Raw genomic sequence first — 25,291 nt, 5'->3', positions numbered from 1 at the left:
CACACATATCCTATTTTGACCAAGACTATATTGGAAATGAGGTGACAACATGCCCATTACGAATCGATTTTCTACCACCACTAACGGCGCACTCGCTATTACAGGTAATACTTTAGGCTTAAGTAAAATTAGTAATCAAAACCGTGCTGGTACAATCGGGGCAATTGGTGCGTTTATAACTACGAATACCACTTTACAAGTACCTACTTTTCCCGCAGGTACAACGTTAGCCTATACACAAAATAGTTCTACCGCTATTTTAAATATCCCTGCTGGTAGCACTATTCTTTACGCAGAACTCGTTTGGGGAGGAAACTATTTATCTCGTGATCAAAACATTACGAGTGTTCTAGGTAATCCCGTTTCATTTACAACACCCGTTTCAACATACTCAATTACTCCTTCAGCTGTTACAGCTTCAAATCAAACGTTCGTTTCAAACTCTATTACATTTGGCTTTTATACTCGTTCAGCAGACGTAACAACTCTTATTCAAGCTGGAGGTTCTGGTTCTTATACTACAGGAGCTGTCCCTGGACTTGTTGATCCTTTAGATGCTTCAAATGGATCCATTAACTCGGCCGGATGGACACTCATTGTCGCTTATCAAAACGGGACATTACCTGCAAGAAATTTAACTATTTACGTAGCTGGTAACCGTGTTTCTGCAGAAACTGGTAGTGCCGATGTATCTGTTTCTGGATTTTTAACACCTTCAGGAGGACCAGTAAGCGGGAGATTATTTTTAAGTTCTACCGAAGGAGATGCAGATTTAACCGGGGATCAGGCTTTATTTGGACCAAATTTCAGTTCATTAAATGCTTTATCTGGACCAAACAATGCTATAAATAATTTCTTCGGTTCTCAAGTGAATAATGCTGCAGGAAACTTAGATACAACAGGGACATTTGGAACGCGAAATCAAAGTGCTTCTACAAGTACAAACATCTCCGCAGGAAGACAGGGCTGGGACATTACTTCCATTGATATTTCTCCTTATTTAACAAACTCACAAGTATCCGCCGCAATCCGTTTAACTACTAACGGAGACGCATATATGTTAAATACAGTCGGCTTACAAATTAATATAAACTCACCAAATATACAAGCGACGAAAAGCGTGAATAAAAGTGTTGCTGCAATTGGAGATATTCTCACTTATACAGTTACTATCCCTAACACCGGGCTTCTTCCTGCCAATAACGCTATTTTTATAGATAGTCTCCCTAACGGGACTTCTTTTATACCTGGCACTGTAACAGTAGATAACGTACCACAAACAAATGCTAATCCTGCGGCTGGTATATCTCTTGGAACAATTAATAATGGTGCTTCTCGTACAGTAACTTTCCAATCTACTGTCGTTTCTCTTCCAAGTCAAAATCCTATCTCTAACACTGCTAATATTACATTTCAATATACACCAATCGCTGGAGGAACAACTTTTAATGGTCTTGCAACAAGCAACTCTGCTGGAACACAAATTAACCTCGCAGATATTAATGGAACAAAATCAGTTAACAAACTTTTTACCGATATTGGTGAAACATTAACTTACAGTATTGCCTTAGCTAATATAGGAAATATCGCTGCAACGAATGTGGTATATACGGATCCGATTCCTAGCGGGACTACTTTCATTCCAGGGAGTGTAACTGTGAACGGAGTTACTCAAGCTGGCGCAAATCCCGCTAATGGTATATCAATTGGGTCAATTGCCGCAAATTCCACTACTACTATTTCATTCCAAGTACTCGTTCCTTCTATCCCTCAAACAAACCCAATATTAAATAGTGGAACAACAACATATCAATACGTTCCTGTACCTAATCAACCAGCAGTAAGTGGGACTGATACGACGAATATTGTCTCCACTCAAGTGAATAATGCTACTGTAACAATGACGAAAGCAGTAGATAAAAGTTTTGCAGATATTGGTGATACACTAACATACACCGTTTCTTTTACAGGTACAGGTAATACAAATGCGAACAATGTTATTTTTACAGATGTCATCCCTACTGGAACAACTTTCGTTCTAAACAGTTTAACAATAGATGGCACGACACAAGTGGGCGCAAATCCCGCTAATGGCGTGAATATTGGATCCATCCCTACTGGAACAACAAAAAATGTTGCATTTCAAGTAGTAGTAAATACAATACCCGCGTCAAATGTCGTATCTAACGGATCAAGTGCTTCTTATCAATATACCGTCAACCCTAGCCAATCACCCGTTACAAAAAACATTTCTTCTAATCTCGTTTCCACTCAAATTAACAATGCGAATGTAACATTAACAAAATCAACTAATAAACAATTTGCCACAATTGGCGAAACGATAAGTTATACAATCCTTATTACAAACAGTGGAAATACAGCCGCTAATAACGTACAACTAACAGACCTACTTCCAAATGGAACGATACTAACTCCTGGTACTGTAACACTAAACGGAGTTTTGCAAAATGTAGATTCTCTCGTCGCATTACCTATCGGCACAATTCCTGGCGGGGCTACTTTTACCCTTTCTTTCCAAGTAACAGTCATCAATATTACGACCCAAAATCCTATCATTAATAATGCCTTCGCTTCTTATCTATATACTGTAAATCCAAATTTGCCACCGACTTCAAAAACAGCAAATTCTAATTCTGTTACATCAACAATTAGACTAGCAAATCTCCATGCTAATAAATCTGTAGATAAAACGTTTGCGGAAGTTGGTGATGTATTAACTTACACCTTTTCTCTCACTAATGATGGAAATGTTGCAGCGAACAATGTATTACTATCCGATTCTATTGCGAATGGCACTTCCTTTGTACCGAATAGTGTTATAGTTAACGGTGTTACTCAGCCGGGCGCAACACCAGCTAGCATCAATATTGGTAGCATCAATGCCAATACTACAATTACAGCTTCATTCCAAGTAGTAATAACTAGCATTCCAAATCCAAATCCTATTTCGAATAGTGCTTCTATCTCCTACAACTTTATCGTTGATCCAAACGCTTCACCTGTAAGTAAAAACACTACTTCAACCACTACATTTACTCAAGTAAACGATGCAAATGTCATTTCAGCAAAAACAGTGGATCGGGCGTTTGCTACTGTTGGGGATGTATTAACTTATACTATTCTTTTAACGAATGCAGGAAGTGTTACTGCTGATAGCCCTACTTTCGTTGATACGAATCCAGACGGTACTACCTTTATTCCAAACACTTTCCTTATTAATGGTGTACTCCAAAATAACGCTGATCCAAACGCCGGTGTTCCGTTACCTTCCATTCCTACTAACGGTGAAATTACTGTTTCTTATCAAGTAACCGTCACTGCTTTACCTACACAAAATCCAACAACAAATTCATCTAGTACACAGTATAGCTTTATTCTAAATCCAGGCGATCCACCAACTATAGAAACCTCTTTAAGTAACACTGTAAGCACACAAATTAATTTAGCAAATGTAGTTATTGTCAAACAGGTAGATTTAACTATTGCTGATGTTGGGCAACCAATCACATATACAATCGCTTTAGCGAACCTTGGGAATACTCCAGCGAATAATGTAGTTGTTACCGACATACTCCCTCCTGGTACGACTCTTGTACCAAATAGTATTTTTATAGGCGGCGCTTTACAGCTAGGTGCTGATCCAAGTGCTGGTCTTCAAGTTGGGACAATTCCCGCAGGTGGAATTACAATCATTGTTTTTCAAATTAGTGCAAATAGTTTACCTTCACCAAATCCAGTTCAAAATAGTGCTGCACTACAATATAGCTTTATCGCAGATCCAAATTTACCTGCTGTTGTTAGAAATGCCACTAGCAATATCGTAACGACACAAATTAACACCGCAAATCTTGTTGCTACGAAACTAACAAGTACAAATTTCGCTGATGTTGGCGATGTCATAATTTATGCAACAATTTTAACGAATAACGGCAATATCCCTGCCACTAATGTAACGTTTACAGATATCATTCCAGATGGTACCATCTTCCTTCCTAATACTGTAACGATTAACGGTGTCCCTATAGCAAATGCAAATCCTGCTAACGGCATTTTGATCGGTACGATTGGGGCAAATTCATCACGTACCGTTTCATTCCAAGTTTTTGTACCAACTATTCCTGCTGTAAACCCAATTACAAATCAATCAGGCACAACATTCCAATATACGTATGATCCATCCAAACCAGCTGTGATGCAGATGGTTGCTTCTAACACTGTACAGACAACTATTAATAACGCCTCAATTGCCGCTACGAAATCGGCAGATAAACAGTTTGCTAACGTAAATGATATTATTACGTACACGACTACTTTAACGAATAACGGGAACACACTTGCATCAAATGTAATATTTACAGATGTAATTCCAAATGGGACATCGTTTATTCCTAATAGTGTTACTGTAAACGGGAATACACTCCCTAATGTCAATCCAGCGAGCGGAATTGCAATCGATTCAATAAATCCGAATGCAAATACGAACATCTCGTTCCAAGTGCAAGTAAATTCTATCCCGAATCCAAATCCAATCCCGAACCAAAGCAATACAACGTACCAGTACATCGTAGATCCTAACTTACCTCCAGCATCGGCTAATGCGCTGAGTAACGTAATAACAACTCAAATTAATAACGCTAAGATTATCGCTACAAAATCAGTGAACACACCAAATGCTGCAATTGGAGATATCGTTACTTATACGATTGCAGTAACAAATACAGGTAATATCCCTGCTAGTGCAACTGTTTTAACAGATGGGCTTGGCGCAGGAGCTTCATTTATCCAAAACTCCGTAACGATCAATAATGTTCCACAACCAGGATTAGATCCATCACTTGGTGTTCACTTGGCAGATATTTCACCAGGAGATACTGTATTCATTACTTTTCAAGCACAAATTTTAGCGATACCACCTAGTGGCACATTAACAAATAATGCTCTTGTAAATTATGAATATACCGTGAATCCAAACCAATCTCCTGCTGTTGGTAGCACCGTAACAAATACAACAGTTACACCAATTATTGACGCTACTTTAGTAATAAATAAAAGCGCTAGTACAACTTTCGCTACAATTGGTGATACAATTACATTCACTTCAGCTGTTACAAACACCGGAAATACTACTGCGAACAACATTATTTTTACTGATACAATTCCAAACGGTACTACCTTTATCCCAAATAGCTTTAAGATAAATGGTGTAACCGTTCCGAATGCAAATCCACAAAACGGTATCAATATTGGTAACTTGAATTCAAATGCATCTGCTACACTCAGTTTTCAAGTAAACATTACAACACTTCCAAACCCTAATCCAATCCCGAACAAATCATCGCTTCAATATAGCTTTATTGTAGATATAAATGAACCGCCAGTTTCACGAACAGTTCAATCTAATAAAACTTTTACACAAGTAAATACTGCTTCTGTTATCGCAACAAAAACTGCAAGCAGTGCTTTTGCTGCTGTTGGAGATACAATTACGTATACAACTACCCTCACCAATAGCGGAAATACTTCCGCAAACACACCTGTTTTTATCGATATATTACCACTTGAACTTTCATTCGTTCCTGATAGTGTACAAATTAATACCATCCCACAACTTGGGTTTAGACCAGATAGCGGGATCTCTTTAGACGCAATTCCAGTTGGAGGAACGACAACAATTAGCTTTCAAGCTATCGTTGGCTCAATACCTGCTACAAACCCAACTTTGAATCAGTCTAGCACAACATACTCGATCATTGTTGATCCTACCCAGCCGCCGGTGACAGAAACAGCTACAAGTAATCCAACTTTAGTTCAAATTAACGAAGCAATTATTCAAGCAACGAAAAGTGTGGATCGACTATTTTCTGACATAGCACCTGGAAATTCATTTTTAACGTACACTGTTTTATTGGATAATATAGGAAACACAACTGCTACTAATATCATTTTTACAGATCTGATTCCAAATAACGCAGTATTTATAGAAGATAGCGTTCGAGTAGGCGGAGTTTTATTACCTGGAGTAAATCCAGCGAATGGGATACCGATTGGGGATATTATTGCTGGAGATTTTATAAACGTTACCTTCCGTGTGCAAGTAGTTAGCATTCCAAATCCAATTTTCACAATTGGACCAGGCGGACCAAACTCACCAGTTGTAAACGGCGCTTCCATTAATTATCAATTTATGACAGGTCGAAACTTCCCACTCGTTTCAAGAAGTACGACATCCAATTCGGTTTCGACACAAATAAATTCTGGGGAAATTGTGGCAATCAAATCTGTAGATAAAACTTTCGCAACAATTGGCGATACAATTTCTTATACGATTACATTAAGTAACCCTGGAAATGTCACTTCACAAAATATAATTTTTACGGATACTTTACCTGATGGAACGACATTCATATCTGGCACTCTTACAAACGATTCTGGTACACAGCAAATCGGAAATCCAGCTAACGGGATTCAGATTGGAAATATAAACCCAAATAGAACGGCCGTGATTACTCTCAACGTACTTGTTACAAACATTCCAAGTATAAATCCAATTTCTAATTCTAGCTCTGTACAATTTGCACATGTGGTCGATCCTAGCCAACCTGCCGTATCGCAAACGAATGTATCTAATACGGTTTCGACAACTATTAATAGTGCAATTTTAACAACAAAAAAGAGTGCTGATAAATCTATAGTTTCAGTTGGAGATACGATTACGTATACAACTACTATTAGAAATACCGGAAATACAGCTGCAACTAATATTACTTTCACAAGCGCTATTCCAGCTAACACTACTTTTATACCAAATTCAGTCACAATAAATGGCGTTCAGCAGTCTGGTGCGCAACCAGCACTTGGAGTAAATATACCAAATATCGCTCCTGGTGAAACGGTAACTGTTACTTTCCAAGTAAATGTTATTTCTGTTTCTCCTTCCAGTTCAATTATGGGTAATGACACAATTTTATATTCTTATACTGTTGATCCAAACAGCGCTCCTGCTACTACCTCTACTTCAACGAATATTGCTACAACCCCTGTATTAGATGCTATAATAACGATGGTAAAATCGGTCGATCAAACCCTTGTAACACTAGGCGATACTATTACCTATACGACAATTTTAACGAATAACGGTAATACAAATGCAACGAATGTTACTTTCACTGATCTTATACCAAATGGTACAACATTTATTACTGATAGCGTTACAATAAATGGACTCACACAAATTGGATTGAATCCTAATACAGGCATAACGATTGGATCAATTGCTCCTAACAGCTCAATAGCAATAGCATTTCAAGTTATCGCTACTTCTACTCCTGTTCAAAATCCTATTGCGAATTCGGCTAGTGCTTCTTACACATTTATCACTGACCCTAATGCCCCTATTGTTTCAAGGAATGTTACTTCAAACACAGTGTTCACTACAATTAACACAGCTATCATTCTTTCATTAAAACAAGTCGATAAATCCTTTAGTCGTATTGGAGACACACTCACCTATACTGTTACTTTAACAAACAATGGAAACTCATCTGCACAAAATGTTATTTTCTCAGATACAATGCCGAGCGGAACTACATTTATTGCAAACTCATTTTCTATTAACGGGGTTTCTCAAAGTGGTTCGGATCCATCGAACGGAGTAAATATTGGGCCTATAACAGCTGGGTCTACAGTAACTGTTTCATTCCAAGTAAACGTGGCGTCATTACCAACCGAGAACCAAATTGTAAATTTCTCATCAACATCGTATCAATTAGTCTCACCGCCTGATCCAGAAACTTCAATTAGTAATCCCGTTTCAACGCAAATTAAAGAAGCTATATTATCTATGACGAAAAATGAAAGTGTCTCCTTTGCAGATATCGGGCAAACTGCTTTTTATACTACGTCTATTTCGAATATAGGAAATACGGATGCCACTAATATTGTATTTACAGATGCATTACCAAGTGGACTCACATTTGTTCCTAACACATTAACAGTCGATGGCGTTTTACAACCAAATGCGAATCCAAATACAGGTGTAGTACTTGCAACACTTCCACCAAATGAAATATATAGTATCGTATTTCAAGTTACGGTTAACAGCATCCCACCTATTAATCCTGCACCAAATACAGCAGCAACGACGTATGAGTTTACTGTTGATCCAGGGAATCCGCCAGTATCGAGTGCAGCTACTTCCAACACTACACTCCTTCAAATAAACAACGCAACTATTATTAGCACCAAAACAGCAAATCTTACTTTTGCGGATGTTGGTAATACAATAACATTTACACTTACCCTTCCTAATACCGGAAATGTGTCTGCAACTGATGTAACTATTATTGATATTCTTAATAGCAATTTAAGCTTCGTTCCAAATAGTTTCACAGTTAATGGGCAAACCATTCTAAACGCTGATTTATCAACGGGGATAAATATTGGTTCCATTAATGGTGGTAATACGGCAATCGTTACATTCCAAGCAACTGTTATTACACTTCCAACACTTAATCCTATTTCTAATTCTGCTTCTACCACATATCATTATGTCGTTGACCCTAGCCAGCCACCTATTACAACTTCCAATCAATCTAATACAACGACAACACAAATTAATAGCGCTATCCTTACTGCACAAAAAAATTCAAATGTATCAACGGTAGATATCGGGCAGGATATTACCTACACCGTTACAATTACAAATAGCGGAAATGTGAGTGCAACGAATGTTATTTTTACCGACCTTATTCCAGACGGAACTTCCTTTGAACCGAATAGCTTTACACTGAACGGAACTAGCATCCCAAATGCAGATATCATTACAGGCGTTCCAATCGGTGATATCGCGCCAAACGAATCTGTCATCGTAGCATTTCATATTAATGCCAATGAAATTCCATCTATAAATCCAATTACTAATCAAGCTAGCGTTAGCTTTCAACATATTGTTAATCCAGCTAATCCTCCAGTTTCAAAAAATATTACTTCTAGCACCATTGCAACAAAAATTGAAAGTGCGATTTTAAATACGATTAAAATAGGAGATAAAACTTTTGCAACGATTGGTGATACGATTACGTATACAACGACTATTACGAACACAGGCAATATTCCTGCTAACAATGCTATATTCTCAGACCCCTTACCATCATGGGCACAATTTGTTGCAGGATCAGTTATTGTTGATGGCACTCCATTACCATCTGCTTCTATCATTGATGGTGTTGGCATAAATACAATAACTCCAAATCAAACGGTAACAATTATATTCCAAGTACAAATTGTAAGTAATCCTACAACGTTCACACCTGAACTCCAAAATTTAGGATTTGTTAACTTCCAATATAACGTAGGCAATGCATTACAAGCTCAGCCTGGCAATGTGGAAACGAACGTCTTCGTTACTTCTATTAATACAGCAATACTTTCAGCTGTAAAAACTGCTAATACAGCCTTTGCAAATATTGGAGATACGATCACTTATACAGTTTCGATTCAAAATAGCGGCAATACAAACGCTACGAATGTAAATTTCTCAGACCCAGTTCCAACTGGAACGACCTTTGTTGAAAATAGTTTTGCTGTAAATGGAAGTACCATTCCAGGCGCAAATCCAAATAACGGAGTGAATATCGGAACAGTTAGCGCAGGTAGTTCCTTAACCGTTACTTTCCAAGTCATAGTTACATCTACTCCACCTTCAAATCCGATTACAAACGTAGCATCTATTCAATACGCATTTATCGTTGATCCGGCCTCTCCTCCTGTTACAGGCACGATAAATTCTAATAGCGCTTCAACACAAATTAATAACGCGACTGTTACAACTGTTTTACAAGCAAATCGTTCAATTGTATCTATCGGGGATGTAATTACGTATACAGCAACATTAACGAATACTGGAAACTTCCCTGCAAACTCTGTATTACTCATTAACGGAGTTCCTGAAGGAGCATTATTTGTTCCAAATAGTGTTACGCTCAACGGGATTTCACTTCCAGATGCAAGTCCAACTCTCGGTATTCCAGTTGGTATTATCGCACCAGGTGATTCCGCTACTATTACGTTCCAATTTCTTGCAAGTTCTATTCCACCGCAAGGAGCGATTATAAATCAAGCACTTACAAGTTACACGTATATTGTCGATCCAAGTCAACCTCCTGTTACAGCAACATCCTCGTCTAATACGGTTAATACAGCTGTTGTTGATGCATCGTTATCCGTAATTAAAAGTACAGATTCTCTCGTACAATCTACTGACGGTACAATCACTTACACAGTAGTCGTTCAAAATAACGGAAATACTACTGCAAATACAGTTACTTTAACAGATTTGGTCCCAGAAGGAACTGCATTTATTCCGAATAGCGTTACCATTAATGGTGTTTCTGTTCCAGGTGCCGATCCTAACGTAGGAATACCATTAAACTCCATCACACCGTCAGAAATCGTCACTGTAACATTCCAGGTTATCGTTCAATCTATACCAAGCGTGAACCCAATTTCTAATACAGCCCGTATTGACTATACTTTTATCGCCGATCCAACTGCTCCTATCATCTCTCGAACAATTACGTCTAATCCTGCTTTCACACAAATTTCGGATGCGACTATCCTTTCTTTAAAAGCAGTCAATGCACCTCAAGCAACAACAGGTGATATTTTGACTTACACAATAACACTAGAAAATACCGGAAATATTCCAGCTACGAATCTCATATTTTCAGATACTATTCCAGAAAGTACTACATTCGTAGAAAATAGTTTTACACTTAATGGAACAGCTATACTTGGTGCCAATCCAAATGTAGGTGTTACTTTACCTACCTTAGCAGCAAACGCTACTCACCTTATTTCGTTCCAAATTCTTATTAACGATTCATTCTCGCGAGAATCGATTACAAATCAATCCAACACAACTTATACAATTCAGCCAGACCCAGGGCAACCGCCTATTACTGAAACATCTACTAGTAATATCGTCATTACAAATTTCATGCAAGCACAATTGATAATTACAAAAACATCCAATCCAACAACTGTAGATATTGGCGGAACTATACTTTATATTTCTGAAGTGAAAAATATCGGTAATATTGACGCAATAAATATTGTTTTCACAGACTCTATTCCAGCTGGGACTACATTTGTTCCCGATAGTGTCACAATTAACGGCGTCCTGCAGCCAGGTGTAAATCCTGAAAATGGAATACCGATTGGAACCATTCCTGCTAACAATTCCAAAACGATACTATTTCAAGTGCAAACAAATAATCCACCTACTGAAACCGAAATTGTAAATCAATCTTCAGCAACTTACCAATATGTAAGTATCCCTACAGCCCCACCAGTGAATCGCTCTGCAAATTCTAACATTGTTACAACATCACTTCAAAACGCAAATATTATTTCTGTTAAAAGCGCGGATGTAACTTTCGCATCAATCGGGCAAATGATTACCTACACAAATACACTACAAAATATAGGAACCGTTCCAGCTAACAATACCGTGTTCATTGATAACATTCCAGAAGGTACTATATTTATTGAAGATAGCTTAGCAATAAATAATGTAATTCAGCCTGGCGCTAATCCTGAAAACGGAGTAACTCTCGGCACGATACAACCAAATGAAACAGTCACTATTTCATTCCAAGTACAACTTACAAATATACCAGTTGGCAATGCAGTCATTAATATTTCAGACACCTCGTACGAATACCAAATTGACCCTAGTTCTCAAATTATTCAGCGTAGATCGTTATCAAATGCAGTAAATACTGAAGTGCGGACGGCAAATGTTAGTGCAATTAAATCCGCTAACAGATCCATTACACGTATCGGTCAAATCATGACATATACAGTCGCAGTTACAAACGCTGGTACAATACCTATTACAAATACTCTCCTACTTGACGCAATTGCTGCTGGCACCACATTCGTTCCAAATAGCATTCTGGTAGATGGCGTACCAAGACTTAACGAAAATCCAATTACCGGTATCAATCTTGATATAATTCTTCCAAATAATACGATTATTGTTACGTTCCAAGTAAGCGTAGTCTCTATACCGCCACAAAATAACATTAATAATATCGCCGTCATTCACTATGAGTATCGACCAGACCCAAGCACACCACCAATTTCAGAAACGACCTCTTCCAATGCTACAAACATACAATTCATTGATGCTATTCTTATTGCTACAAAGTCCACTAATACTGTATTAGCTAACATTGATGAAACCATTGAATATACAGTATTCATTCAAAATAATGGATCGACTACAACTAACTCCATCTTTTTTACAGATACTATAGCGGATGGAGCAGTATTTATTCCAGGAAGTGTAATAGTTAATAATACTGTACTTCCTGCAGCAGATCCAAATATCGGCTTTTCCATTCCTAATGTCGCAGCAGGTCAAATGGCTACAATAACATTCCAAGTTTCCGTTACGAATTTACCTGCTGTAAATCCAACACCTAATACTGCAAACATCGTCTACGACTTTCTTTTCAATCCTGACTTTGCACCAATTCAAAAATCTACTACTTCCAATACTACTTTCGTTCAAATTAATGATGCTGATATCGTTTCACTTAAAACTGTTGATTTGACCTCTGTAACGATTGGTGACATTTTAACTTATACAACAACTTTAACGAATACGGGGAATACGGATGCAACTGCTGTTGTATTTACAGACAATATACCTGATGGAACAACCTTTATTGACGGTAGCGTTTTAGTAAATAACATTCCTCAGCTTAATGCCAATCCAAGTGCTGGTATACTTGTAGGAACGATTGCTCCTAACACTTCTATCCCAGTCACATTTTCTGTTACCGTCGTAGCTCTTCCAGCCAGCGGTCGTGTTCAAAATCAATCAACTTCTCGTTATACAATAAACGTGGAAGAACAAATATCGACTAGCAATATTACCTTCACTGAAGTTATTTCCGCTAATGTAATTGCGACAAAAACAACACCTATCCAATATGCTGACCTACAAACAATCATCCCTTATACAATTTCCATCATAAATAACGGAAATATACAAATAGAAAACATTATTGTTACAGATATCATCCCAGCAAATACGAACTTTATAGAGAATAGTGTTATTGTGAACGGAAACGCTCGTCCAAATGACAATCCACTTAACGGTATACAAATTGATAACATTCCACCTAATACGACAGCAACTGTTCTATTCCAAGTACGGGTTACTTCGATTCCGCAAACAAATCCTATCTCTAACACGAGTACAATTGAATATGAATACACGTTACCAGATCGACCACCTATTACCGAAACTATTATTTCATCAGCTGCAGCAACAGAAATTAATCACGCGAATTTGAATAGTAATAAAACTGTTGACCTTGCATTTGCAACGGTTGGTGATACGTTAACGTATACGATTACACTAAATCAAACCGGTAATGTTGCAGTAAATGATGTAATCATTCAAGATATTATTCCTCAAGGTACTACATTTATAGAAAATAGCGTCATTGTAAACGGAGAAACTCTTCCAGGGGTGAATCCAGTAAGCGGTATACCAATTGGTACTATAACTATTGGTGGAGACGCTATCGTTTCATTCCAAGTAACTGTAACTTCTATTCCAACACCAAATGAACTAAACAACAACGCAATTACTACTTTTAACTATATAGTCAACCCAAATAACGTACCTGTTACAAATACTACTACAACAAATACCGTCACAACTGCTGTCCAAAATGATAATGTCATTGCGATAAAAGCTGTTGATTTTACAAGTGCCTTACCTGGTCAAACTTTAACATATACCATTACAATTACCAATAATGGAAATATCACTATCGAAGATTTTCTTTTAGTAGACACTGCACCAGTAGATACGGCATTCGTTATTGGTAGTGTTACGATTAACGGAATCAATCAGCCTAATGAAAATCCTGAAAATGGTATTACGTTAGGAAATCTTGCTCCTAATGAATCTATTATTATTACTTTCCAAGTGGCAATATCTTCTACTACTCTTCAATCTACAATCAATAATAATGCTACTATTTCCTATACGCCTATTGTCGGTCTAACCGAAACACCTATTACGATTACAAAAAAAATAAATACCGTTACAAAGCAAACAAATACTGTTACAACGACAGTCGTTGATCCGATGGTTAGCATTGAAAAAACAGCTGACAAATCTATTGTCGTTATAGGAGATATCATTACATTCACATTAGCGGTATTTAATCACTCCCCAATTCCGACAATCAGCACTTCCGTTATAGACACAATTCCAGCTGGTACAACATTTATAGAAAACAGCGTAACGATTAACGATACTCCCGTTCCAAATGTTCGTCCAGACACTGGTATTAATATTGGTTCTTTATCTGCAGATTCAGTAGCAACGATAACATTTCAAGTTCTCGTAACTTCTATTCCTTCAAACAGTACAATTATAAATTCTGCAACAGTTACCGCTGCCTTTCAATTGACACCACAGGATCCAATTATTACTTTCATTGTTAATTCAAACATCGTTCGTATACCAGTTCAATTTATAACTACAACAGTCACGAAAAATGCTTCCGTCAGCTCAGCTTATTTAAATCAATATTTTGATTACACGGTGCGTATTACAAATACTGCCGAAATTTCACTCTCAAATATTTCTTTACAAGATACCATTCCAGCAGGTTTACAATTTATAAACGGCACTGTCTTTATTAACGGTGAACGCTCTCCACTAGCAAATCCGAATATCGGTTTCCAAGTTACCACTAATTTAGAACCAAACGAAACAATTATCGTGTTATTCACAGTACAAGTAATAAGTCCACCTGTTAATAATCCATTTAAAAATACGGCCAATATTTCGTTACAACTTCAAGTCTCGCCTACCGACCCACCAATTACAGTAACCGTTACAAGTAACGAAAACATCGTCACCTTTGTTCCAGAAAATCCAGATGAAACACTTCCAAATTTAAATTGCTTCTTTGACGGTGAACGCTTCATTCGCATTACTCCTCGAAATGTACGAAATTACCTTTGGACTTGGATTTGGTGGAAATAATTGAAACAAAAAAGAGATTGTAGTTTGGTTGAAACCAAATTACAATCTCTTTTTCATTACCTATATTCCACTACGTTGTAACTCGTCCAAGGATATACGATTAAACACCACCTCAAGTTATTTTAGTCGTAATAAGTTGGCCAGCTTCATTAATAGTAACTTTCCATTTCACTCCACTAGCAGTCTTCATGATTATACCTTTACTTGCCTCTATTTCAATATCTCCAAACATCCTTCCGCCAGTTGTCGCTAACCAAGCACTCCCATTTTCCATAGAAGATCTTGCAAAGATACGATTAATTCGAAAACGTTTATGATCTTGAGAATAACCACTTAATGTAATTCTAACTTTATATAACTGACTGGCCTTCATATTCGAGATAATTGTATCCCCAACATTTAATGGAACATCCAACGCGATAACCCAACTTCCAGTTGCACTTAATGCATATTCAATTTTAATTTTCTTTGGGCTCTCTCCCCATCCAAAATACATTCCAAAACAATTTAACATTTGTATTGGTTTTTTCGTAAAATCAAGTTCAATGACAACTGGGTTACTATCTGGAACGTCAATATAGTTTACACTTTGTTCATCTATTAAATTAAAGCAATTTGTGAGATTCCCTCCGTACGGCACTTTTCCACTTACTTGCTTAACGTTATATTTCTGCTGAGCATTTACTAAAATATCATCTTGATTCCCTATTAAATGAGGTCTATTTAAAGTCAACGGTAACTGAATTCGTAGGGATTCTTCATAAGTAGACTTACAAACATTATATTGACCTTTATCTACAATAGTTGTTGAAAGCAGATTTGAAAAAAGGTAGTTACGATGAGAATTAGAAGAAAATTCAATGACAATTTGTTCACTACTCATCCGGTACGTATCCCAAATCATACAATCAAATGTATTATACGCACCTGAACAACGAATTACTTTTTTCGTTTGTTGTCTACATTGCACTTGAATATCATGAAACGTATTTCCTGAACTTTCATTTGGCAAATCACTATTTCCATCTACTTCAATCCCATACCCACATCCATCAATAAATATAGATTGAAATACATTAGCGTTAATCCAGCAAGGTGTATTGATATCATCTATATACTCTGTTTTCAAATATATTGCAGTTTGAAAGTTTTTAATTTGAATAAATTTAACTTGAAAGAAACTAATGTAATCCCATGCCTTTTGACAATAAAAATGTATAGCTTTTCCTTTATACGATGGAGTTGTATTTATTATATTTATATTTGATATAACAGATTGATTAGGTACTTCGATTTGTTGTGAACCAGAAACATAAATAACAGCAGATTGAAACAATGGATTTATAACTTGAATAGTACCACCAACTATCGAAGCGTTACTTTGTAGCGCAAATGCATTAAAATCCCCATCAATTTGCAGCGTTACGGTAGGATCTAACTCTAATCTTACGTTTGATTTAATAACAATCGGCTTTACAATTTTGTACGTATTTACCCCTGTAATTCTAACCGTCGAAATTCGATTCGCTACACAATAATCAATAGCTTGCTGAATTGCTAATGAACTATCATTTCCTGAGTTCGGAACTGCCCCAAAACAATCAATGTGAACGCTACTTTCTGGCGCACAATCTTCTTGGGAAGAAATATATTCTGACAAAATAAATTCACTCCTCATATTACCTTTTTCATATAATATGTGAGTTGTCTCTTAAAAGTTTCTATAATAAAAAAAACAAACGACCTACTCGGTCATTTGTTTAATTCATATATATTTTTCGTTTCTTCTATCATTTTAGTTAACGAGAAATATCTCATTGCTTTCTCTCGTGCTTTCAATCTAATAGCAGTTACCTTTTCTTCATTCCCTTGTAGTTCCTCAAGCGCACTTGCGAATTCGGATTCGCAATATTCAGATATCAAAACACCTGACTCTCCATCTATTACCGCTTCATGTATTCCACCAACATCTATTGAAACAATTGGTGTCCCTGTAGCCATCGCTTCAATTACTACCATTGGAAACACTTCACGAAAAGATAATAAAAGTAAGGCGTCCATATTCCCTATAAACTCATGCGGCTCTGAAATATTCCCTAGCATCTTCACCCTTTGCTGCAATCCATATTTTTCTATTTCTTTCATAATCGATTCTTTCTCTGGTCCATCACCAGCAATATAAAACATAAAATCATTTCTCTTTTTCAACACATTTGCAATTTTGACAAATAGTTGATGGTTTTTCTCTTTGGATAATCTAGCTAATATCCCTATTTTATATGTAGATTCTTTCTTTTTCTGCTGGAATAAAAACTTTTCAATATCGACACCGTTATAAATTGTATTTATTTTTTCTTCTGCTACATGAATTGAAATTAAATTGTTCTTTTCAAACTCACTTACTGTAATAATATTGTTCACATATTTATTCATGAAATACCGAAAAAGCGTTGGCATTTTCTTTTCTAATATCGTTACATTGTGTTTCGTATAAACAATTTTCATCTTTTTTTTAATAAACTTTTGAAGTAGAAAAGCATATAATACCATTCGCAAACTATTTGCATGAATAAGTTCTATCTTTCGTTTACAAATTTCGTTTCGTAAATAATAAATATTTCTCAAATGATTCCATCGACTAAGTAATATAAAATTTTCTTTTCTAGTAAGGGATTCATATAGTTCTCCATCACCTGCAGCTGTATAAATCTTAAAATCCTCATAATGCAAATTATTTTCTAATTTACAGAAATAATTTTCGGCTCCGCCAGTTATCAATTTATCTGTCATCAACAGTATGTTCATAATTGCGTCTTCCCAACTACATTGATTTTATTTTTTTTATAAGCATGATAAGCATACTTACTAAAATAGTAAAAGCTTTGCACTGCATTAAGACTTTTTTGGTCCCTTAATAATTTCCAATACCGAAAAGCTGCTCTAACTTTATTTCTCGAAACAGAATTTGCTACAATTCGATACTTCGCTAATACTTGCTGTATCCCTTTTGCTTCATGCCCTTCATGTAATAAGTTCAGCCATAACGCTGTATCTTCCGGCTGTACACTAGGCATTTCGACATACGGAATTTTTTCACGATCAATCATCACCGTTAAACACCCGATAATTGTATTTCCTACTAAATAATGATAATCAACAGATTTTGGTACACTCACTTCGCGATTTAATTCATTACCATTTTCATCAATTAAACTATACGACGCATATGAAAAAGCAATATTCATTTCTTCCATAAATAACAATTGTGTCTTCAATTTATGCGGCAACCATATATCATCACTATCTAAAAAGGCAATGTACCTTCCTCTCGCCTCTCGAATCGCTAAATTCCGAGCTTTAGCAGCACCAACATTTTCTTTTAATGATAATAACCTAATCCGTGAGTCTCCTTCTATTATCTCTTTAATTTTTGCGGCAGATTGGTCGGTTGAACAGTCATCAACGATAATCATTTCCCAGTTTTCATACGATTGATTCTGTACAGATAAAATTGTCTCACCTATAAATCGTCTACTATTATAAGAAGGTGTTATTACAGAAACATGAGGCGCCTTATTATGTGCTGATAGACATTTTACCATCTATCTTTCCCCTTCCTTCATATATTGAAATATACTTCACAACAACTGCTAAAAATAAAAAGAACGCTTCGTTAATAATGAGTGACAATGACATCATCTGAAATAAAAATGCAATCATAGTCAATAGAAGGTATGGTTTTTCACGAAACAAAGTATGCTGCGCTAACTTGAACATTAATATGAATAAAAACGCGCTATATAGAAGAAAACCAATTGTACCCGATTCAGACAAAATTTCTAAAAATGTATTGTGTACATATAATTTTTCATTAAATTGATACTCATAATAATTCGAAAAGTTAAAAGCACCGATTCCGATATATGGATTGGATAAATAGTATTTAAAAGCAGCTTCCCATAATGTAAATCTACCACTTCCATTATCATGGGAAAAATCAGAAATTCGTTTATTTAATATGTCATCTAATTGGCCCCCCATTACACTATTCGATAAACTAAAAATAACTACACTAAACAATACTAAACTCATAATTATTTTTATTTTTTTAGCGAAACTAGACATACATATATATACAAAAACAACAAGCACAAGCGCTAATATCCCCCCCCTTGAAAAGGTTAATAGACTCGTCGTAACACATAAAATTAACCCTAGGATGTTAGTGACATTTTGTAAATTCGTCATATAGTACATAAAAAATATTGTATTATAAAAAATAAAAATGTTAGGATCATCTAGCAATCCAATTAACCGTGGATATCCTCTATCAACTAATAATCCAGCAAAAATTTCTCTCTCTTCTCCACCGTATAAACTAAAGTATTGTAAACCGATTATATAGAGTAGTAGACTTACAACATTAAATACTATTCCTACATAAGCAATAGATGATTCAAGTACCACTATTTCAGTATTCCCCAATAAATTTCTCATTATAAAATAGCATCCTAAAACGAGTAGCACGCCAAAAATCATACGAATACTAGCATTTAAATACATAGAAAGAATTCCGCTTAAACAATAAATGAAATAAAACAGTAAAAATATAACTTCATGAAAATATAACTTTTGAATATGAAAGTCTTTAATTGTTAAACAAAAATATATGACTAAAAAAATCATATATATCTTCAATGAAAATCCAATATATAAATTGTATTTACTTAACATAACAAATAATATTAGAAGAATAATCCATCCCATCGATACTTTCATATTATTTTCCATAGGCTATATCCCCTGTTTCGTAATATAATCCTTTTTGCGTATTTTTCTTATAAAAGAAAGAAGAAGTTTTTTTAGCTCATAATCATATAGGAATATGGCAGCTACTACAATTAGTATATTAAGAACAAGCGCAATTAAATGATATGTATGCAATATATATTGCACTCCAATAAAGGTTACACCAAAATAAATTGTATACGGTATTACAATTTGGAATACAATTTTTTTCTTCACTACACTTACCGCTATATATCCCACTAAAGCGACTATTTCAAATAAAACCATAGCGTATGCCGCTCCTATCACTCCACCAAGACTACTAAAGCTATAAAGCATAACCCCACCTATCACCAATGCTACACACTGCACAACAGTTCTCTTATTTTGACATCCACTCGTCGTTAAACCGTCAGCAATGGCAATATTTAAACTTTGTAGCACAATAAGAAATGATAATATTTGGAGTGGTTCTACTGCATTGCTCCATTCTTCATGAAAAAATATAGAAATAAAGTATGGTGCTAAATGATATAAACCGATCGTCATACATATTCCTACAATCGCCATTGATTTAATTTGAAGTAAATTTAATTTCGTATGCTCTTCTATATTATTCTGGTTATAATGCTTAAAGAGCACCGGAAAAAATGCACCTGCAATTACCCCTGGTACTTGATATAAAGCTGCCGGCATCCGGTACGCCACTGCAAAAACACCTACCATACTTAATGGCAATGTATAGTTAAGCAAGATAGGCGCTAATTGTGGCGTACTCATTATTAAAAAACCGCTAATAATAAAGGGAGTTAATTGCCAAAATAACGCTTTATGAATTACGACTTTCATATTCATTTTCGTCTTTCTTCTCATGATATATATACTGAATAAACCACCGATCATATACCCAAAAGCATATAAGCGAGCTGTTACATACACCGGTAACTCTCCGAAAATACAAAAACATGTAATTATAATGACAACTGATGCTGATACAACTTTTATGAGCGCTATATACTTCATACGTTCCGTCAGTTGAAAATAGGCAATCCCTATGTTTTGCCAAGTTAATCCTATTAACATGAAAAACATTACGTTTATCATCATATAAATTAAATTTTTATCCTCATACATATAATGAATAGCAATATAACCGATGATAGAAATAAAAATAAGTAGAATCATCCTTATTTTTATATAAGATGATAAAATCTGCTCTAAATCTGCTCCATCCTTTGCCCCTTCTCGAAGAAACGTATTACTAAGTCCTAAGTCTGTAAAGAATAACATAACAAACGTCACTGCTATGGCAACACTAAACATCCCATAATGTTGTGCGTTAAAAAAGTTTGCTAAAACAATTAAACTGACGGCCTGAAGAAGGTTAGCTAAAATCGTACTATAAAATAGATGGATAATATTGTTTAGAATAGATCTACCCATACAAGTTCTCCTTTGCAAGTAACCTACTTACATATGTTGTTTGTTTACATATATATTTATCTTGCACCATTGCCGTTCAATACAATTAAAACGGTTTTACATAAAATACGGATGTCCATCCGAAACGTTTTCATTTCAATATACTCCATGTCCAGCCTCAACTTTTCCTTTGGATCAAGATTATACCCTCCATTTATTTGTGCCCATCCTGTTAAGCCTGGTTTTACCATTAAACGATCCTTAAATTCTGGAATATACGCATCAAACTCATTATAAAAAAACTCTCTCTCTGGTCTAGGGCCTACAAAAGACATATCTCCTCTTAAAATATTTAAAAGTTGCGGTAATTCATCAATTCTCGTTTTCCTTATAAACAATCCAACTTTTGTAATTCTTTGATCATCTTCTTTTGCCCATTGTGGTCCGTTCATTTCAGCATCCTTTACCATCGACCTTAATTTAAATACATTAAACTTCTTCCCGTTTATACCTAAACGTTCTTGAAAGTATATTGGAGCCCCTGATGTTTCTAAAGTAATCATAATACAAAAGAACAACATAATTGGTATTGTTAATAGTAACAATATGATTGAAAATATAATATCAAACAAGCGTTTTACACTTCGATTCAATATGCTAGGCTTTTCTTGAGCCGGAATCGTATACAACTTGGCTTGATTTGTTTCACGAATCATGGATCGTTACCCCCACATTCAAGAATATAAAATTATACCTATTAATTCACATTCTTTCCTATTTATATCCGCTATTACTTTTTGCACTGTACGTAATGAATCTTTTCGCTTTTTAACTGCTAAAACCACTCCATCGCATTTCCCTGCAATAATGTGCGTAGCAGGAAGTTCAAATACTTCAGAAGAATAAACGAAAATGTAATCAAAATCTTCTTTCCACTTAGCAATCGCATTATCAAATTCATCCATAGCAACTAAGGGCGTCCCTGTATGTACTGTTTTTTTTGCAGGAATACAATATAAGTATTTAGACAAATTACTAGAAAAAGATTCATAATTGCGGGAGGAAGAGCTTATTATATCGTTTACTGTTATCATGTGATCACTTTGTAATACTACATGTAGTTTAGGGTCAGAAAAATTCACATCAATAAGTAACACCTTTTTTTTCATTTCCGCAAACACTACACCCATATTTACTATAAGCGAGGCAACAACACCTCTGTCCTTCGTTGAACTAACTGTGAACAGTTGTTTTCCGGATTTTTTCAGCTCGTGATACACCGTATAAAACTGCTCTTTCATCAGATCATCATGCAAATTGAATGGCAGCTGCTTCTTTGTCCTAAACATCGACATGTTCACCTCGATATGTAGATGATTTTTTATCAACCTCTGTAGGTTTCTTTTTTCTATTTTGTTTCATATTTATGTGACCAATAACAGAGACTGTTGTTATTTTCTCTAAATCCTGTTCCGTGTATATACGTTCATCAAAATAATCTCGAAATACAGCTAAACCTATTCCAACAAAAAAACTAACAATTAAAGAAATAGGAATGATCAGTTGAAATTTCGGAAACAATTTTTCAGCCTGTTCCTGTAACTCAGGATCCGTTAATACTTTCACCCCTTGTACATTTGTGTACTGTTGAAAGCTTTTTTGTGATTGCTCTGCCAATGTCTTTACAATGTCTTTCACGATTTTCGGATTGGAATCTTTTACTGTAACAGTTACAATTTGTGAGTTGTCCGTATTCACAACCGAGATTTTTTGTGCTAATTCATGACTTGATTGCTCTAATTTCAAAGTTTTTTTGACTGTTGAAATAATTAATGGACTTTTTAAAATATCAACATACGATGTTACTAGTTGCTTATTCTCTTGTGTTTTATTTGTTGAATTTTCCTTATTAAATTCATCTAAATTCCCAACAAGAATTTGCGTTGAATATTGATATGACGGCTTTAAAACATACATAGAGATAAGAACTAAAGAAGCGGTTAAACAACACATCGTTAAAATAATCGTTACGAATCTTCTTTTCAATAATTGTTGAAAATCTTTTATACTCATTTCTTGCTTCAATTATTTCACCGCCCTTTTCTGAATAACATCCTGCAATTCACTCTTTACAGATAACCCTTTCTCTCTTCTATCCACTTGTTTTGTTACATACTTTCCAACTCCGAATGCAAACTTTTCTACATATACATACGAAAGCATTGCAAGTATAAACGAAAAAACAAGTGAAAAAATTAAAATAATTGGCAACGGTAATATTTCATGGAGCATGTATATAAGGGAAAACAACGATATAATATGGTATAAATAAAGACTGTAAGAAATCTTCCCCAAATATAACAAATATTTATTACGTAGCAAGGACGACAAAGTTGATATTGACAAACTTAATATGACAAATAGACATGCACTTATCGCCACTACATAGTCTCGAAATATAAAATTATTGAGCACTTTAATTTCTCCTATAAGCCCTTCATACATAAAAAGTAAAATCGCAAATAAAAACCATGTAATTTTTGTGTTTTTAGTACAATTACTATAAAAAACTATTAAATTATTTTTATACTTCGCAACTAGTGCTCCGAGTAAAAACAACACCGTGTAATGCAATGTTAATGCATAGCTTGTTAATGTTAAGCCCGAGCGAAACAAAAATAATATTACGACAGAACATATACTAAAACTAAACAATAATAGTAATGAACACCTCAACGTTTTTCGTAAGCAAATCATCAAAATTAACGGGAAAATTATTGATATTCGCATTTCATGGACAAGTGACCAAATTACACCGTTATATGCATCTGTATTATATTTCCCAACCAATAAAATATGTTGCGCTATTAAGCTTGAAGAACTTTCAATCGTCCATGAGCGATTAAACCATTCACTTAAATAAGAAATACCATATTCACTAATTGTAATCTGGCATACAATAGCTATAATTATTGCCACAATATAAGGAATATATATTCTGCATATACGTTTTAAAAGGTATGATCCATAGCTACTATAGTTTTTTTGAATAGATTCATACAAAACAAATCCGCTCAAAACAAAAAAGATAATAACTGATTCGTTACCACTACTAAAAATTAGACGAGCAGGCGTTTCTTTTAATAGGTACACAACAAATGGCTTATTATCTTCATAACTGTAATTTTGAAATGCTGAAAAAATCATTAAATGATGACCGATCATTACTACTAATGAAGAAATCCCTCTTATAGAGTCCAATTCTTCGTATCTCTTCATCTTTTTACATCAACTCCTAATGAAATGATAATAATCATTTCAAAGCGACATCTTTATTCATATTCCCCTCCTTTCTTTTCATTCCAATTTTTCATATTAAAATGATTTTATAGTATAAATTTGAGTGTATTGTAACATTTTTTGTAATATTATGAATAGAAAATCTCAAAAATTGGTATATACCAATTTCAACCTCGAAAAATGAGTAATATTGATAGAAAAACGCTATAAAAATATCTTGCATATTTACAAAATTAAAGAGCTGATTAGCATTTTTTCAATATAAAATAAAAAAATAGCCTATATAGGCTATCTTTTTTATTTTATTTAATTACTGGCACCACTATATGCTACATGTCGTTTCTCAATTCTCTCCTCGATTTCTTTCATATTTTCTTTATTATTTAATAGTGATTGTTTATTTTCAATTAATAATTGTTTAAAAGATTTTCTCACTTTTTTTCTCATTTTCATTGTCCTCCTTGGGGGATGATTTATATAAAAGATAAAGAATTATCTGTGGTTCTTATAATAATTGATTGCTGTGAATTCTATTTGAACTTCATATGAAAATTCCGTTTATTTTCTGACAACTTTGTGAACACGAAAAAAGTGATTATCTAAAACTATGTTGAAATTAATTCACTTCATTATAAAAGTTACTATTTCCATCAACTTTTATCATTATATCTTGTCAAA

Annotated in this window: 11 protein-coding genes; 1 reads left to right on the top strand and 10 read right to left on the bottom strand. The window is 34.9% G+C overall.

Annotation, left to right across the window (positions count from 1 at the left end; all coding sequences use genetic code 11):
* The first annotated feature begins 49 nt into the window (after positions 1-49).
* Positions 50-15,103 (top strand): DUF7507 domain-containing protein, encoded by a 15,054-nt coding sequence (locus NST86_RS08165; protein WP_340933480.1) that lies wholly within the window; start codon positions 50-52, stop codon positions 15,101-15,103.
* A 112-nt stretch (positions 15,104-15,215) separates the two neighbouring features.
* Here NST86_RS08165 and NST86_RS08160 read toward each other — a convergent pair whose 3' ends face one another.
* The 10 genes from NST86_RS08160 to NST86_RS08115 all read right to left on the bottom strand — a co-directional run bounded on the left by NST86_RS08160 (position 15,216) and on the right by NST86_RS08115 (position 25,060).
* Positions 15,216-16,763 (bottom strand): hypothetical protein, encoded by a 1,548-nt coding sequence (locus NST86_RS08160; RefSeq protein ID WP_000006055.1) that lies wholly within the window; start codon positions 16,761-16,763, stop codon positions 15,216-15,218.
* Positions 16,764-16,855: 92 nt separating this feature from the next.
* The gene (locus tag NST86_RS08155) at positions 16,856-17,908 is read right to left on the bottom strand and encodes a glycosyltransferase family 4 protein (RefSeq protein ID WP_001023684.1); all 1,053 of its coding nucleotides are present in this window, start codon (positions 17,906-17,908) and stop codon (positions 16,856-16,858) included.
* Positions 17,905-18,705, bottom strand: coding sequence for a glycosyltransferase family 2 protein (locus NST86_RS08150; protein ID WP_000237694.1), 801 nt, complete (start codon positions 18,703-18,705; stop codon positions 17,905-17,907). The genes NST86_RS08155 and NST86_RS08150 overlap by 4 nt, the downstream gene beginning before the upstream one ends.
* Positions 18,680-19,894 (bottom strand): O-antigen ligase family protein, encoded by a 1,215-nt coding sequence (locus NST86_RS08145; RefSeq protein WP_086423874.1) that lies wholly within the window; start codon positions 19,892-19,894, stop codon positions 18,680-18,682. The genes NST86_RS08150 and NST86_RS08145 overlap by 26 nt, the downstream gene beginning before the upstream one ends.
* Before the next feature lie 3 nt (positions 19,895-19,897).
* Positions 19,898-21,334, bottom strand: coding sequence for an oligosaccharide flippase family protein (locus NST86_RS08140; RefSeq protein ID WP_000533736.1), 1,437 nt, complete (start codon positions 21,332-21,334; stop codon positions 19,898-19,900).
* A 56-nt stretch (positions 21,335-21,390) separates the two neighbouring features.
* Positions 21,391-22,029 (bottom strand): sugar transferase, encoded by a 639-nt coding sequence (locus NST86_RS08135; protein ID WP_016117500.1) that lies wholly within the window; start codon positions 22,027-22,029, stop codon positions 21,391-21,393.
* Positions 22,030-22,047: 18 nt separating this feature from the next.
* Entirely contained in the window at positions 22,048-22,668 is a 621-nt protein-coding gene (locus NST86_RS08130; protein WP_016117499.1) for a CpsD/CapB family tyrosine-protein kinase, read from the bottom strand.
* Positions 22,655-23,398 (bottom strand): YveK family protein, encoded by a 744-nt coding sequence (locus NST86_RS08125; protein ID WP_000807050.1) that lies wholly within the window; start codon positions 23,396-23,398, stop codon positions 22,655-22,657. Before NST86_RS08125 ends, NST86_RS08130 begins: the two co-directional genes overlap by 14 nt.
* Complete coding sequence (locus NST86_RS08120) at positions 23,399-24,592, bottom strand: acyltransferase family protein (RefSeq protein WP_000833057.1); 1,194 nt, start codon at positions 24,590-24,592, stop codon at positions 23,399-23,401.
* 327 nt (positions 24,593-24,919) lie between these two features.
* Positions 24,920-25,060, bottom strand: a complete 141-nt coding sequence (locus NST86_RS08115) for an FbpB family small basic protein (protein ID WP_001228048.1) — start codon at positions 25,058-25,060, stop codon at positions 24,920-24,922.
* Positions 25,061-25,291: the final 231 nt, after the last annotated feature.

It is taken from the genome of Bacillus sp. FSL L8-0199 (assembly GCF_038005705.1).
GTDB classification, from domain to species: Bacteria; Bacillota; Bacilli; order Bacillales; family Bacillaceae_G; genus Bacillus_A; species Bacillus_A cereus.
The sequence above is the reverse complement of the archived record's forward strand: the minus strand, read 5'-3'. Positions and strand labels throughout refer to the sequence as shown.

What these genes read in the sequence shown, in the direction of transcription:
- NST86_RS08115 (WP_001228048.1), bottom strand. Translation starts at nt 25,060, where the DNA reads ATGAGAAAAAAAGTGAGAAAATCTTTTAAACAATTATTAATTGAAAAT.
- NST86_RS08135 (WP_016117500.1), bottom strand. Translation starts at nt 22,029, where the DNA reads ATGATTCGTGAAACAAATCAAGCCAAGTTGTATACGATTCCGGCTCAA.
- NST86_RS08140 (WP_000533736.1), bottom strand. Translation starts at nt 21,334, where the DNA reads ATGGGTAGATCTATTCTAAACAATATTATCCATCTATTTTATAGTACG.
- NST86_RS08155 (WP_001023684.1), bottom strand. Translation starts at nt 17,908, where the DNA reads ATGAACATACTGTTGATGACAGATAAATTGATAACTGGCGGAGCCGAA.
- NST86_RS08150 (WP_000237694.1), bottom strand. Translation starts at nt 18,705, where the DNA reads ATGGTAAAATGTCTATCAGCACATAATAAGGCGCCTCATGTTTCTGTA.
- NST86_RS08120 (WP_000833057.1), bottom strand. Translation starts at nt 24,592, where the DNA reads ATGAAGAGATACGAAGAATTGGACTCTATAAGAGGGATTTCTTCATTA.
- NST86_RS08130 (WP_016117499.1), bottom strand. Translation starts at nt 22,668, where the DNA reads ATGTCGATGTTTAGGACAAAGAAGCAGCTGCCATTCAATTTGCATGAT.
- NST86_RS08165 (WP_340933480.1), top strand. Translation starts at nt 50, where the DNA reads ATGCCCATTACGAATCGATTTTCTACCACCACTAACGGCGCACTCGCT.
- NST86_RS08145 (WP_086423874.1), bottom strand. Translation starts at nt 19,894, where the DNA reads ATGGAAAATAATATGAAAGTATCGATGGGATGGATTATTCTTCTAATA.